Origin of the sequence: Acinetobacter sp. IK31 (assembly GCF_035615195.1) — a bacterium.
In the GTDB taxonomy this organism is placed as follows: domain Bacteria; phylum Pseudomonadota; class Gammaproteobacteria; order Pseudomonadales; family Moraxellaceae; genus Acinetobacter; species Acinetobacter calcoaceticus_C.
This window is the reverse complement of the sequence record NZ_JANBOB010000012.1, coordinates 23,382-37,976: the sequence shown is the minus strand read 5'-3', so window position 1 is coordinate 37,976 and position 14,595 is coordinate 23,382. Positions and strand designations below refer to the sequence as shown.

The following is a 14,595-nucleotide window of genomic DNA, read 5'->3' as shown; positions in this document are numbered from 1 at the left end:
CCCTAGTTAAAGGCAGTTTATTTAAAGTGCGATAATGTATCACATCATGATGACAAACTTGGGTTAACTATCGTAAAAAGATAAAACTTGGTAAAGAACTGCCAAAATTTCTCTTGCTCTAGATAAAGCTTTTTTGTCTGGGCCTACTCTACAAAATGATCTTAAAAAGCCCTTAAAAAAACATGATATTATTGTGATTAAATGCAGCTCATATCAAAAATTATATCTGAATGAAAAATACCAAAATTAATGCACGCCATCTTATTATCGATTTGTTTCTTTCCTCAGCATATCCTCAGCTCACCATTAAACAAATATTGATTGCCGCCAAACTTTTCAACTTAAGTGAAAATGGTATTCGTGTTGCTACGACTCGGTTATTAAATGAAGGCATGATAGAAAGTGTCGAGCGCGGTATTTATCAACTTTCGCCATCAACAAAAGAATGGGCTAAAGTCATTTTGAACCGTAAAAATGGCATTAAACAGACCAAAGAATGGCAACAGCATTATCTGGCAGTATTTACTGGCACGTTAGGTCGTATAGATCGCACTGCTTTAAAAAAGAGAGAACGAGCATTACGTCAATTTGGCTTTAAAGAACTCGAAACCGGTATTTATATTCGTCCAGATAATTTAGCCTATAGTTTCGAAAAAACATGTGAAGAACTTGTTTTAGCAGGCCTTGAAAATGAAGCTAAAATTTGTGTTATTCAAAAATTTGACTCAAAAACAGTTCAGTTAATTGCTTCTTTGTGGGATACCCAACAGCTCGAATTAAACTACAAAAACTATAGCCAAGATATTCAGCAATGGCTTTTAAAATATGAAAAATTACCGCTCAATAACGCTGCTGCTCAAGCTTTGCTATTAGGGCGAGAAACCATTACTTTGCTAATGAATGATCCTTTGCTGCCCTCTCCCTTTGTTAATGAACATGCTCGCAATCAGTTTGCTCAAAATGTACAGCAGCTCGATTTAATTGGGCAAAAACTGTGGCAAAAACTTTATGAAAATGAATTAGCCCATTAAAGGTCGATTTATTTTTTACAAACAAATATTTCACATTTTAAAACTTAATGATTATATTTGTAATATAAAATATGGAAACCAAAATCTAATTTGGGAGAATAAAAATGAATACACAGGTGAGTGTGACCGATCTATTTAGCAGAGAAGAAATACAAGAACTCACAGAGCCTTCAGATGCATACGGCGCTTGGGCTGTTGCAAGTACGTGGGCTGTTATTGGCGGAACATTTGCTAGCTTAATCATGATGTGGGATTACTTGCCAAGTTGGGGCAAATTACTTGCTTGTATGCTTGCCTTGGCCATATTGGCTGGTCGCCAGTTATGCCTAGCAATTTTGATGCATGATGCATCACATAAAAGCTTGTTCAAAAATAAAAAAATTAATGACTTCGTAGGTGAATGGTTATGTGCCCGCCCGATCTGGAATGATTTACATAAATATCGTCAACATCACGTTCGTCATCATGCAAAAACGTCTACTCCAGATGACCCTGACCTTTCTTTGGTCTCGGATTTTCCTGTAAGCAAAAAATCACTTACTCGAAAATTCTTACGCGACTTAACGGGTATGACGGGATTAAAGTTTAGCTTTGGTCGAGTGTTAATGGATCTCGATTTAATGAAATGGACCGTTGCAAATGATCAAGTCTGGTTAGACCGCAGCAATAAAAATCTGGTTGATTATGCAAAAAGCCTTGCAAAAAATAGTACTGGGGCCATTGCGACCAATGTAGCACTCTATTGCCTTTTAAAGGCTTTTGGTCAGCAACGGTTTTATTGGTTATGGCCTTTAGCGTATTTGACCCCATTCCCATTATTTTTAAGAATTCGCTCAATGGCCGAACATGCAGGAATGCAAACGAGTAATACAGCCTTAACCAATACCCGTACAACACAAGCGGGTTGGATTACTAGAAGCTTTGTGGCCCCTATTCATGTCAATTACCACATGGAACACCATTTAATGGCTTCTGTACCCTACTTCAAATTGCCGCGTATGCATCGTTTATTGAGAGACCGCGGACATGTTCCAACACCACCTAGCTATTTTAAAGTGATTCAGTCACTTTCATCTAAGCCAGAACAAACGGTTTAAAGCTCTCGAATCAGTTTTAGAGGTCACGCAATTAAATCAGTGGCCTTTTCAACTCAAATTTGAACTTAATTCATCCATTTTGCGTTGCGTCTGAAAATACTTGGGTGTGACTCCCATCCAACGTTTAAATGCACGGGTAAAATGAGAGGTGTCGGCATATCCTAAAGTTAAAGCAACTTTTTCAATCGACATGTTATTTTGAGCCAAAAGTTTTTGAGCATGTTGCTTTCTAAGTGAGTCAACCAAGACAGTGAAACTTGTATTTTCAATAGCTAAATAACGTTGCAAAGTTCGCTCTGAAATATTTATGATTTTAGCTACTTGTCCGACTTTCAATGTCTCACCCTCCCCATTCACAAGCAATTTTTCAGTAACTTGTTTAACTCGCCCTTTCCAGCCACTTTGTAACTTTAATTTTTCGATATCTCGCTTACATTGTGCATTGAGCAAAGGTGCCAACATCGGGTCTGCCGTCAATATAGGCTGTTCTAAATATTCTTTTGGAAATATCCAGCTATTACGCTTTTGATTAAATAAACAAGTCACAGCCAGCTGATTACTCATTTTGGCAAAACCTGTCGGTTCCGGCATTCGTAATTCAACTTTTCCTAAATTGGATAAGCCTGTTAATTTTTTTGCAATTTGAACAAAACCGACTAACAAAAAAAAGTTGGCATTTCGGCTCAACTGAAATGCTTTGACAGGTTGTTGAATTGACCAACATGCATAATTATTTCCTTGCTTTAATTCTGGTTTAAAAACTTCGCAACGTGACCCAATAAACTGTTCAAGTATTTTCAATGCTTCTCCTAAGTTTGGAGAAACCATGGCAGCCATTCCGACTGAACCATAACATGAGGCTGTCATTTCTAAAGCCAAATACCCAGCTAAAGCTGGTTCTTTGCACAATTCGATGGCTCGCTCTATAAGCTGATTTAAGGTATTGAACTCAACATACCAATAAGGTTTTTTTAATTGATCTACTGTTATACCGCTTCCCTCTAAAAGCTGCTCGCTAGAGACACCCCACTGCCTAACAGTCTCGACGATTAAGTTAATATAAGTCCCGGGTAATTCTGGATTCATAGGCACCGATTGAACAAAATAAAATGGCGTGAAATGGTAAAAACTGTCGGTTCATGAACTATGCCATGCTTTTAGATTGATGCATAGTCATTCATAGCAAAATCCGCTGAATTGCTCTAGGCAGTACAATTTCCAAAAAAATACAGGTCTCCCCTATGAATATCTTGATTGTCCATGCTCATCCAGAACCATTATCTTTTACGACCGCATTAAAAAGTACAGCTAAACAAACCTTTGAAAAACTGGGCCATCGAGTAGAAGTTTCAGACTTATATGCAATGCAATTTAATCCAGTTGCATCAAAAGAAGATTTTTTAGAACTCAACCAACCTGATTATTTTAACTATGCATTAGAGCAAAGAAATGCCAGTAAAAATCAACTTCTAGCTCCTGATATTCAAGCAGAAATTGAAAAGGTTAAAAAAGCTGATTTAGTCATTTTAAATTTCCCACTCTATTGGACATCTGTGCCAGCAATTTTAAAAGGCTGGATTGATCGTGTGTTTGTTTCAGGACTCTTTTACGGTGGTAAACGTTTTTATAACCACGGCGGAATGGCTGGTAAAAAAGCGATGTTGTGTTTAACACTCGGTGGTAGAACACACATGTTTGGGGAGAACTCCATTCATGGCCCAATCGAAAATTATCTATCCCCGATTCAGCGCGGTACTTTGGCATATGCTGGTTTTGAAGTTCTACCGCCATTCACTGCTTACCACGTACCTTACATTAGCCAAGAAGCACGAGAAATCCTTCTTGAAGACTATGTGACGTATCTCACTCATCTAGACCAACTTGAACCACTAAACTTTCCCAAGCTTGAGCAATTTGATGAAAAGTTATATCCACTCTAACGCTGTGTTTTAGCTCTAAAAATAGAATAGCTAAATCTATCTTTTATTTTTGGTTATTCTCTCTTATAGTCATTTCCAAACAGGAAACTAAAGTTACTCAAAAAAATAGATCGAATGGTAAAAAAATTAAGGGAAACTTTTTCATAAAATTAAGAATATAAAACTGAATCAATAATATACAGATGTAGAAAAACTAGACTTATCCAGTAAAAATGGCGACCAATACTCATTTTACAATCACTTAGTTCATATTTTTACAAAAAAATCTTTGACCATTTTTCTTGGATTTATGACAAAAATGTCACTAAAACAATCCACTTTACTAATAGATAAAAAATATAAATATCAATTAATTAAATTAATTTTTCAATACAAATATTCCTTCATATTTCATCCATTATTGACACTATTTGTATAAAAAGTGAGTACTCTTCAGTTCATATAACAGATTTACTCTTATTGTAATTATGCTATTTTTGTTACATGGAGTTATCAAAGCTTTTATAAGTTGTAATTAGAAGCTTTGAAGGCAACACAGTTTAAACGGTTTAACTCTGTTACTTTTAAAAAAATGTCTTGAAGTTCAAGGAAAGATTAAAATGAAATTAAAACATCTGAGCACTGCAATGATTTTAGCAACGCTGCCTGCAACTGGGGTTTTTGCAGCAGCATTGGATCGCTCTGGACAATCAATGTCTGCATTTTTGCAGCCAGGAAACTACTTTGAAGCTGGTATCACTGCTCTAGACCCAGATGTATCGGGTAAAGAAGCAGGATCAAGCGCAACTCGCCGTGATATTGCTGATATGGGTGAGGATTATTATTTCCCTAATGCAGCATTAAAACTACAAATTAACGATAAATTCTCATTTGGTTTACTTTATGACCAACCATTTGGTGCAGATGCAGAATATAAAGGTCAAAATGTATTCGTTTCAGACTCTTCTAATACAATTCTAGCTCCGGCTGCTTTAGCAGTTATTCGCCAGCAAACTATTACAAACGGAATTAACACTCAAGTTACAGATGCAGCACAAAAGCTGCTAGATTCTGGCGCTCTACCTGGGGCTAATATTGATCAAGCAAAAGCAGCTATTCAAGCGAATACTGCAGCGATGCAACAAATCACAGAAGGTGTCACAAAAGCAGTAGATGCTGGAATAAATAACATTAATGGTTTGCTTGGCAAGGGTGGCACAAAAGTTGAAGTTGATACCCAGAACCTAGCAATGGTATTTGGTTTCCAACCAAACAAAAACTGGAATCTCTATGCGGGTGGTGTATACCAAACAATTAAGGGGAACATTAGTCTTCGTGGACAAGCTTATAGTATCTATAATGGCTATGATGCAGATATTAAAGAAACTGGCGGTGTGGGTTGGTTAGCAGGTTTTGCTTATCAAATTCCAGAAATTGCATTAAAAGCTTCTTTAACTTATCGTTCTGAAGTTGACCATGATGTCAATATTCGTGAAAACTTACCTACACTTCCTGCGCTTTCACTATTAGGACAAGCTGCAGCTGGTGAAGCAATTAAAAATAGCTCAGCAGATACCACAATTACGACGCCTCAATCAGTTAACTTTGATTTCCAAACGGGAATCATGGCTGACACTGTTGCCTTTGCCAACGTACGTTGGGTGAACTGGAAAGATTTCTCTGTTCAACCATACAAATTTGGGCAACTATCAAAAGTTGTAGGGCAACTACCTATTGTTAACCGTCCAAATGGCTTCGATTTAGTTAGCTATGCAGATGACCAATGGACAGTGACTACAGGTGTTGGTCGAAAACTTAACGACAAATGGGCGGGTAATGTTTCTGTAGGTTGGGACTCTGGTGCTGGTGACCCAATCACAACTCTAGGCCCAACTGAAGGTTACTGGAACGTAGGTTTAGGCCTTCAATATAGCCCTACTCCACAAACGTTTATTGCTGGTGGCGTAAAATACTTCTGGTTGGGCGATGCTAAAGCTCAAACTGGCGCACAAGCTGGTAGCGACCAATATCTTGCAGAGTTCTCTGACAACAATGCAATCGCTTATGGTTTAAAACTTGGTTATAAATTCTAAGTTTCAAAACTCATTCATATAAAAAAGGCGCTTAAAGCGCCTTTTTTATTATTTACTCTTAAGCTGGAATCGTACGTTTCGAAACTGAACGGATTGCTTCTTTTAATGCATCATATCCATTAATTGCTGGAAACTGTGGAAACTCAGCAATAACGTTTGTCGGCGCATCAAATAAGAAACCATGGTCAGCTTCACCCAGCATGGTTGTATCGTTATATGAATCGCCCGCAGCGATTACGCGGAAATTTAAGCCATGAAGTGCCTTAACCGATTCACGTTTTTGATCTGGTTGACGTAGCTTATAAGCCGTAATCATTCCTTGTTCATCTGTCTCTAATTTATGACAGAAAATGGTTGGCCAACCCAATTGCTTCATTAAAGGATGTGCAAACTCATAGAAAGTATCTGACAAGATCACGAGTTGGAAATGAGTGCTCACCCATTCAACAAATTCTTTTGCACCTGGTAAAGGCCCCATCTCAGCAATGACTTCTTGAATGTCATTTAAGCCTAGACCGTGTTCTTTTAAAATATTGAGACGCTGAGTCATTAAAACATCATAATCCGGAATATCACGAGTTGTAGCCTCGAGTTCTTTAATCCCTGTTTTTTTAGCGAAATTGATCCAGATTTCAGGAACTAAAACCCCTTCAAGATCTAGGCATACGATTTCCATGAATGCTTCCAACGTTGGTTAAAAATTGCTGTATCATACCATTAAGATTTTCAGTTTTGCGTTGTTATTGATCAAATCAATTTTATTCATAAGGATCGAAATTAAAGTGCTAAGCAGTTTATCAACTATCCTTTAGAATATTTTTCATAACTCAATGCGCCCAAGCCTTTTGCCAGGAACACACATGACCGTTATTCCGACTATTGATATCGTAGATGCTCTTGCTGCTGAATATGCAACCAAAAGCCCTCGGGAAATTTTAGAACTTGCTTTAAGCCAACAAGGTGAAATCGCAATTTCTTTTTCGGGAGCAGAAGATGTTGTTTTAATTGATATTGCTTCACGTTTGGGTAAGCCTTTCCGTGTCTTTAGTCTCGACACTGGCCGCCTCCATGCTGAAACTTACCAATTTATTGAAACTGTCCGTAAACACTACAATATCAATATCGAAATTTGTTTCCCTGAATCTGAAGCTGTTCAAAACATGGTAAACGAAAAAGGTTTATTCAGCTTTTTTACAGATGGGCATCAAGAATGTTGTGGTATTCGAAAAGTTCAGCCTTTACGTAAAAAACTTGCGACTTTAGATGGCTGGATTACAGGTCAACGTAAAGATCAAAGTCCAGGTACACGTACAGAAATTCCTGTCGTACAAGCTGATGCAGGCTTCTCAGGTCCAGACAAACAACTCATTAAATATAATCCTTTAGCGAACTGGACAAGTGCTGAGGTATGGAGCTACATCCGTATGATGGAAATTCCATATAACCCTCTCCACGAACGTGGTTTTGTTTCTATTGGCTGTGAACCGTGTACACGAGCTGTATTACCAAACCAACATGAGCGTGAAGGACGTTGGTGGTGGGAAGAAGCGACTCAAAAAGAGTGCGGATTACATACAGGCAACATGAAAAAGTAATTTGTTATCAAAAAACCACTGCTAAATCAGTGGTTTTTTTTATGTCATGTTACGTACACAAAGTCATATTTTATCTACTCTAAACGCTATATACTTAATTTTACGGTTCTATAATTCTAATAAGAGCTCAGATAAGGGCTTCTTAGAAAAATGCATGAGGCACAATGATTTATGCGTCCATTACACCCAATTGATTTCATTTTTCTGTCACTTGAAAAAAGACAGCAACCCATGCATGTCGGTGGATTATTTTTATTTGAAATTCCTGAAAATGCACCTGAAACCTTTGTACATGATTTAGTAGAAGATATTAAACGCTCAAAAAGCATTCCTATTCCACCCTTCAATAACCGTTTAAATGGTCTATTTTGGGATGAGGATGAAGAGTTTGATATCGATCATCACTTCCGCCATATTGCTTTGCCTCATCCAGGGCGTATTCGTGAGCTTTTGGTTTATATCTCGCAACAACATAGTTCATTAATTGATCGTGCAAAGCCACTTTGGACTTGTGACATTATTGAAGGAATCGAAGGCAACCGTTTTGCCATGTATTTTAAAATCCATCATGCAATGGTTGATGGCGTTGCCGGTATGCGTTTAATTGAAAAATCACTTTCAAAGACACCTGAAGAGAAACACGTGGTTCCTTTATGGTGTGTTGAGAGCAAAAGAACTAAACGCCTAAAAGTGCCTACTCCAAGTACAAGTAAAATTAAGAGTATTTTAGGAGGCATTAAGTCTCAGCTCGATATAGCCCCTAAAGTCATGCAAGAGTTATCTCAGACTATATTTAAAGAAATGGGCAAAAATCCTGATTATGTTTCTACCTTTCAGGCGCCAGTTTCGATTTTGAACCAAAGAGTAAGTGCTTCACGTCGTTTTGCTGCCCAATCCTTTGAATTGAGCCGCCTTAGAAAAATTTCAAAAGCATTAGGCGTAACGATTAACGATGTTGTGCTCGCCGTATGTTCTGGTGCTTTACGTGAATATTTGATTAGTCAAAATAGCTTACCTAAAAAGCCACTTATTGCCATGGTTCCAGCTTCATTACGCACAGATGATTCTGATATGAGTAACCGAATTACCATGATTCTGGCAAATTTAGGGACTCATAAAGACCAACCATTAGAACGTCTAGAAATTATTCGTCGCAGCATGCAAAATTCAAAGCAACGCTTTAGCCGTATGACTGCTAATGAAATTTTAAACTATAGTGCAGTGGTTTATGGTCCGGCAGGATTAAACATCATGTCAGGAATGCTTCCTAAGCGTCAGGCATTCAATTTAGTGATTTCCAATGTACCAGGGCCACGTGAGCCACTTTATTGGAATGGCGCAAAATTAGACGCTCTCTACCCTGCTTCCATTGTTATGGATGGACAAGCTTTAAATATTACCATGACTAGTTATTTAGATAAGCTTGAAGTGGGATTAACAGCTTGTCGAAATGCTTTGCCAAAAATGCAAAACCTTTTGACTCATTTAGAAGATGAGATTCAACGTTTTGAAGAAATTATTGCAGAGAAGCAGCTGAAACATCATTCAGCAAGTTAGAAAAAGTTAAGGGGCTTTGAAATGGCCCCTTATTTTTTGATTGTGCGGCACTGGTTAAGCAACTGATGACATACTGAACGAATCATCGCAGTTGTAATCGGCACTTCTTTACCTTGGTCATTCAACATATAGCAGCTATTGACTGGCGTGCTATCTAAAACATGTTTAAGACCGTTGCTAATTAAGTTTTCACTTACATTCATGGGTTATACCTCTTATTGTTTGCTAAGACGTTAAATAGGGAGAACGTCTACGGCTACTGTATGTAAGTAGTATTTAAAATTCATGAATGAAAGTAAAATTTCAGTTGTAACAAGGATTAAGCGATATCTTGTTACAACTTTAACTTAAAATGATATCGTATTGCTCTTGCGTATATAAATTTTCGACCTGAAATTTAATCACACGGTTGATGAAATGCTCTAAATCAGCCACTGCTGGCGCTTCTGCTGTTAATAACCGGTCAATCACAGAAGGATGGGCAACGACAGTAAAGCCACTCGTTGACTCAAATGCGCGGGTATAGCGTAATATCTCACGAAATATCTCGTAACACACTGTCTCTGCTGTTTTGACAAAACCACGCCCTTGGCACGTTGGACACGACTCACACAGCAAATGTTCTAACGATTCACGTGTTCGTTTACGGGTCATTTCGACCAGCCCAAGTTCTGACACTTGAGTAATTTTTGTCTTGGCGTGATCGCGCTCAAGCATTTTTTCAAATTGACGCATCACCTCTTCACGGTGAATTGCTTCTTGCATGTCAATAAAATCAATAATGAGAATACCACCCAAATTACGCAGTCTAAGTTGACGTGCAATGACTTGTGTCGCTTCCATATTGGTTTTAAAAACCGTGTCTTCAAGACTACGACCACCGACATATGAACCGGTATTCACGTCAATCGTTGTCATGGCTTCAGTCTGGTCGATCATAAGATAACCACCAGATTTCAAAGCTACACGGGTTTGAAGGGCTTTTTGGATATCTTCTTCGACATTATAAAGATCAAATAGCGGTCGCTCACCCGGATAATGAATGAGTCGACTCTGCATATTCGGAACAAATTCTTCAACAAACTCCATAAGTTTGGCATGAATTTCTCTCGAATCGACATAGATCTTTGCAGTTTCTTCGCTTGCTAAATCTCGAATAATACGCTGAGGTAATGGAAGCTCTTCAAAAATTAAGGAAGGAACTGCAACATCAATCTGCTTACGTTGGATGTATTCCCATAATTTACTCAGATAGCACATATCCCGTGCAATTTCAGCCTCATCCACACCTTCAGCAGCCGTACGTACAATCACGCTACCCGGCAGATTATGTTCAGATTGAATACCTTCAATAATATTACGTAATCTATCCCGCTCTTCTTCAGACTCAATACGCTGCGATACGCCAATATGGTTACCGTATGGCATAAGAACCAGATAACGAGAAGGGATTGAAAGATCTGTACTCAGACGTGCCCCCTTCGTTCCTAACATATCTTTCATGACTTGAACGGTTAGGGTTTGTCCGGGATGTAATAGCTCAAAGACATTTGGGGTAGGTTGTGAACGAGGCCAAACCATATCATTGATGTGTAAGAAGGCTGTTCGAGATAACCCGATATCAACAAAAGCAGCTTGCATGCCCGGAAGCACTCGCACGACTTTGCCTTTGTAAATATTACCGACTAGACCGCGCTTGACCGTACGCTCGACATACAGCTCATTAACAGTTCCATTTTCGATTAATGCCACCCGACACTCCATAGGCGTGACATTAATAAGTAATTCTTCTGACATACATAAACTCAAAGCATTATAAAATTTTTATTAAAGAGTCAGAGAAGCTGTTAACTTTAACTTTGTCTAGTGTTCATCGACAATGCTATTCAATTAAGAATGATAACAACCCCTTTATGTCTTTACTCTTTTTAATAACTGTGCAAATTCGTATAAAGGAAGTCCTACCACATTACTATAACTTCCTTGAATTTGGGGAATATATTGAGAAGCAATTCCTTGAATTGCATACCCACCGGCCTTCCCTACAGGCTCACCTGTGGCCCAATAGTCTTCCATATCTTGTATAGTCAGATGTTGGAACTCAACTTGTGTTTGTACCGCCTGACTCAAAACTTGTTGTTGAGTGGCAATACATATCCCTGAAAATACGTCATGCCAGCGTCCAGATAGTTGTTTCCATATTTCAAAAGCATGATCTTTCGATTCAGGCTTGCCAATAATTTGGCCATCAAGCCCAAGACTCGTATCGGCAGCGATAACAATTGCTTCTGGAAAAAGGTTTAATACAGTTTGCGCTTTTTCTCTCGCTAAACGTTCAACATATTGATGAACCAGTTCATCCTTATGAACAGACTCATCAATATCTGGGCTATAGATTTCAAAAACCAAACCCAATTGTTGTAATAGTTCCTTCCGACGAGGAGAACTAGAAGCTAAAACTATATGCGCCATTTTGCCAAACAATAATAGACGATGGGCCAAGTGATGATACTTGTCATCAATGGTTGCCAATGTCTAGCAAGCGAAAAGTGAATCCCACCCATGGTTTGTGTTACCCACATAAATACTAAATGGGCAATAATGACCAGAGTTGCAATTGTCCACAAATTACCAAAAGTCAAAATACGGCGTTCCCGAATTAAAAAACGGGTTAGAAAAGTCATAATGACAAAACTTAAAGCATTGAGTCCTAACGGTGCATCAAGCAACAAATCTGTAAAAATCCCCATTCCAAATGCAAACCAGACACCACACCAAGAAGGCTGACAGACGACCCAAAATAGCGTAATCATCAGCATGAATAATGGACGCCAGCCTGAAATATCGTAAGACAACGGATAAATCATGAGTACTGATCCAATAATAACGGAGATAATAATCCCCCATAATGGATCATTGTTCTTTTCTCGCTTTAGTTTAGCGATCGGCATAGGGTTGCTCCTTCGCTAATGACTCAGAGAAAAGCACTACAACATGGTGTCCTGTTGCTAATTGCGCTGCTGGTGTTACATCAATTTCAGCAAATTCACCTGAATTATGACGTCTTATTTTGGCAACTGTACCCACTGCATAACCTGCTGGGAAATGTTCACCCAAACCTGAGCTAAACACTTTATCCCCCACCTGAATGTTCGCACTGGTCGGAACATATTCCATTTTCAAACGGCCCAAATCACCCGTACCAGAAACAATCGCCCGCATTCCAGTACGTTCAAGGCGCACAGAAAGTGAATGCTCTTTATCTGATAACAGCATTATACGTGAGCTATGAGGATATACATTAATGATCTGCCCCATAATCCCCTTATCATCTAAAACCGTTTGGCCGACCTTTAAATGGTCCATAGAGCCTCGGTTAATAATGATGATATGACGCAATGGGTCCGCATCGGTACCAATCACTTCGGCAATCTCCATACGACCATCAATAATTAACGGCGTATCAAGCAGACCACGCAAACGGGTATTTTCAGCTGATAGTTCAGAAAGCTTCTGCAATCGGACTTGGGCTTGTAACAACTCAGCCTGCATCGCAGTATTTTCACGACGCAGCTGTGCTTCAGATTTTGTTTGTTGATTCAGCCATTCTCTCGACAGTACCGGATAACTGGCCAATGCATAAATTGGATTATATGCAGCGTACAAGACATCCCTTGCTGGCTGAATTACATAAGGCATGCGCCAGTCAAAAAACAGCACAACCAAACATGTAATGACCGCAATAATGAACGAGCGGAAAGATGGCGGCTGTCTTGAAAAAATATTCTGTTGCACCGCCTAATCCTTAAACTTAACCAACAAAAAGCATGTCATGGTTCGGGTTGTCAAAGAATTCCAATACTTTACCACCACCACGGGTTACGCAAGTAAGAGGATCTTCAGCAACAACAACCGGTAAACCTGTTTCTTGAGCTAATAATTTATCGAGGTTACGGAGCAATGCACCACCACCTGTCAACACAATACCGCGCTCAGCAATATCAGAAGAAAGTTCTGGAGGAGTTTGCTCAAGTGCTGATTTTACTGCACTTACAATGTTTTGTAATGGATCAGAAATTGCTTGAGTAATTTCGTCAGAAGTTACGGTAATTGCACGAGGTACACCTTCTGCAAGGTTACGACCACGTACTTCAATTTCTAATGTTGTGCCATCAGAAACAGCCATACCGACTTCTTTTTTAATAATTTCTGCTGTGGTTTCACCAATCACGCAACCATGAGCTTTACGAACATAATTGATGATTTGCTCATCAAATACGTCACCACCGATGCGTAAAGAGTCAGCATAGACACAACCTTGCAATGAAATAATTGCAATTTCTGTTGTACCACCACCAACATCCACAACCATAGAACCACACGCCTGTTCAACTGGCATACCTGCGCCAATTGCAGCAGCCATAGGCTCTTCAATGAGACGAACATCACGGGCACCAGCATTAAATACTGCTTCGCGAATCGCACGACGCTCGACCAAAGTTGATTTACATGGTACACATACAACCACACGAGGTGCAGGTGGGAACAAACGTTTTTCGTGAACTTTACCAATAAACTGATTTAACATGGTTTCAGTCACTTCAAAATCCGCAATTACACCGTCTTTCATTGGACGAATTGCAGAAATATTCGCAGGTGTACGGCCTAACATTTGCTTAGCATCTAGACCTACAGCAGCAACAATTTTTTGTGAACCACTGTGACGAATTGCCACAACTGTTGGTTCATTTAATATAATGCCGCGGCCTGGTGCATAAATAAGTGTATTTGCTGTACCTAAATCAATGGCTAGATCCGGCGAAAACAAGCCAATTAGTCGTTTTAGAATCACGGTTCGTTCTCAGTTAAACTTTCATGTGGATGCAAGGTGGCAACTTTAAACTAAATGTGATGATTTGAACAAGTCAATCGCTTATTATAACGCACGATATTTTGAAAATTTTTAATACTGATTAGGTGATGTTATGTCTACATCGGATGCACAGCATTCAGCAGATTTAAATGCACAAACAGTTTCAGCAATCGCCAATCTTGCTCGATTGTCGCTCAATGATACGCAATCTGCTGAATATGCTCAAAGTCTAAATAAAATTTTAGGCATGATGGAAACCTTAAAAGGCATTGATACGGAAGGCGTAGAACCTTTGAAAAGTCCTTTTGACAATCCTCAACCTTTACGTGCTGATGTGGTAACTGAAAGCAATCATCGAGATGAGTACCAAGCAGTTGCACCAGCAACTCAAGATGGTTTGTATCTTGTTCCTCGCGTGATTGAATAACTT

Annotated in this window: 15 protein-coding genes; 7 read left to right on the top strand and 8 right to left on the bottom strand. The window is 39.0% G+C overall.

The features are described from left to right. Window positions 1-230 precede the first annotated feature (230 nt). Together MSG66_RS07450 and MSG66_RS07445 are read left to right on the top strand one after the other, a co-directional pair. Window positions 231-1,031 carry a PaaX family transcriptional regulator C-terminal domain-containing protein gene (locus tag MSG66_RS07450; protein ID WP_133971972.1) on the top strand — a complete coding sequence of 267 codons (801 nt, stop codon included), beginning with the start codon at window positions 231-233 and terminating at the stop codon, window positions 1,029-1,031. A gap of 104 nt (window positions 1,032-1,135) precedes the next feature. Further along, a complete protein-coding gene (locus tag MSG66_RS07445; RefSeq protein WP_324653331.1) occupies window positions 1,136-2,128 on the top strand; it encodes a fatty acid desaturase family protein in 993 nt (330 codons plus the stop codon). A gap of 48 nt (window positions 2,129-2,176) precedes the next feature. Here the strand turns inward: MSG66_RS07445 and MSG66_RS07440 are convergent, their stop codons facing one another. Beyond that, window positions 2,177-3,214, bottom strand: coding sequence for an AraC family transcriptional regulator (locus MSG66_RS07440; RefSeq protein ID WP_324653329.1), 1,038 nt, complete (start codon window positions 3,212-3,214; stop codon window positions 2,177-2,179). A gap of 155 nt (window positions 3,215-3,369) precedes the next feature. Here MSG66_RS07440 and MSG66_RS07435 point away from each other — a divergent pair, with 155 nt between their 5' ends. Both MSG66_RS07435 and MSG66_RS07430 read left to right on the top strand, forming a co-directional pair. Next, window positions 3,370-4,068: an NAD(P)H-dependent oxidoreductase gene (locus tag MSG66_RS07435; RefSeq protein ID WP_133971966.1), complete on the top strand. Its 699-nt coding sequence runs from the start codon at window positions 3,370-3,372 to the stop codon at window positions 4,066-4,068. A gap of 599 nt (window positions 4,069-4,667) precedes the next feature. Then, window positions 4,668-6,140, top strand: coding sequence for an outer membrane protein transport protein (locus tag MSG66_RS07430; protein ID WP_262474100.1), 1,473 nt, complete (start codon window positions 4,668-4,670; stop codon window positions 6,138-6,140). Window positions 6,141-6,198: 58 nt separating this feature from the next. Here MSG66_RS07430 and thrH read toward each other — a convergent pair whose 3' ends face one another. After that, the gene (gene thrH, locus MSG66_RS07425; protein WP_324653324.1) at window positions 6,199-6,816 is read right to left on the bottom strand and encodes a bifunctional phosphoserine phosphatase/homoserine phosphotransferase ThrH; all 618 of its coding nucleotides are present in this window, start codon (window positions 6,814-6,816) and stop codon (window positions 6,199-6,201) included. A 184-nt stretch (window positions 6,817-7,000) separates the two neighbouring features. Here thrH and MSG66_RS07420 point away from each other — a divergent pair, with 184 nt between their 5' ends. Beyond that, window positions 7,001-7,735, top strand: coding sequence for a phosphoadenylyl-sulfate reductase (locus tag MSG66_RS07420; RefSeq protein ID WP_324653322.1), 735 nt, complete (start codon window positions 7,001-7,003; stop codon window positions 7,733-7,735). A gap of 171 nt (window positions 7,736-7,906) precedes the next feature. After that, window positions 7,907-9,292 carry a WS/DGAT/MGAT family O-acyltransferase gene (locus MSG66_RS07415; RefSeq protein WP_042897680.1) on the top strand — a complete coding sequence of 462 codons (1,386 nt, stop codon included), beginning with the start codon at window positions 7,907-7,909 and terminating at the stop codon, window positions 9,290-9,292. Between the two features lie 29 nt (window positions 9,293-9,321). On the opposite strand, the gene MSG66_RS07410 is transcribed toward MSG66_RS07415, so the two are convergent. The 6 genes from MSG66_RS07410 to MSG66_RS07385 all read right to left on the bottom strand — a co-directional run bounded on the left by MSG66_RS07410 (window position 9,322) and on the right by MSG66_RS07385 (window position 14,144). Beyond that, window positions 9,322-9,495, bottom strand: coding sequence for a PA1571 family protein (locus MSG66_RS07410; RefSeq protein WP_075431535.1), 174 nt, complete (start codon window positions 9,493-9,495; stop codon window positions 9,322-9,324). Window positions 9,496-9,634: 139 nt separating this feature from the next. Then, complete coding sequence (gene rng, locus MSG66_RS07405; protein ID WP_042897681.1) at window positions 9,635-11,089, bottom strand: ribonuclease G; 1,455 nt, start codon at window positions 11,087-11,089, stop codon at window positions 9,635-9,637. Between the two features lie 114 nt (window positions 11,090-11,203). After that, on the bottom strand, window positions 11,204-11,764 hold the full coding sequence (locus MSG66_RS07400) for a Maf-like protein (RefSeq protein WP_262474090.1): 561 nt from the start codon (window positions 11,762-11,764) through the stop codon (window positions 11,204-11,206). Further along, window positions 11,752-12,243: a rod shape-determining protein MreD gene (mreD, locus tag MSG66_RS07395; RefSeq protein ID WP_042897684.1), complete on the bottom strand. Its 492-nt coding sequence runs from the start codon at window positions 12,241-12,243 to the stop codon at window positions 11,752-11,754. The genes MSG66_RS07400 and mreD overlap by 13 nt, the downstream gene beginning before the upstream one ends. Continuing rightward, on the bottom strand, window positions 12,230-13,087 hold the full coding sequence (gene mreC, locus MSG66_RS07390; RefSeq protein WP_133971958.1) for a rod shape-determining protein MreC: 858 nt from the start codon (window positions 13,085-13,087) through the stop codon (window positions 12,230-12,232). Before mreC ends, mreD begins: the two co-directional genes overlap by 14 nt. A gap of 16 nt (window positions 13,088-13,103) precedes the next feature. Next, window positions 13,104-14,144 (bottom strand): rod shape-determining protein, encoded by a 1,041-nt coding sequence (locus MSG66_RS07385; protein WP_004789315.1) that lies wholly within the window; start codon window positions 14,142-14,144, stop codon window positions 13,104-13,106. 133 nt (window positions 14,145-14,277) lie between these two features. Here MSG66_RS07385 and gatC point away from each other — a divergent pair, with 133 nt between their 5' ends. Next, on the top strand, window positions 14,278-14,592 hold the full coding sequence (gene gatC / locus MSG66_RS07380) for an Asp-tRNA(Asn)/Glu-tRNA(Gln) amidotransferase subunit GatC (RefSeq protein ID WP_000107699.1): 315 nt from the start codon (window positions 14,278-14,280) through the stop codon (window positions 14,590-14,592). The last annotated feature ends 3 nt before the right edge of the window (window positions 14,593-14,595 follow it).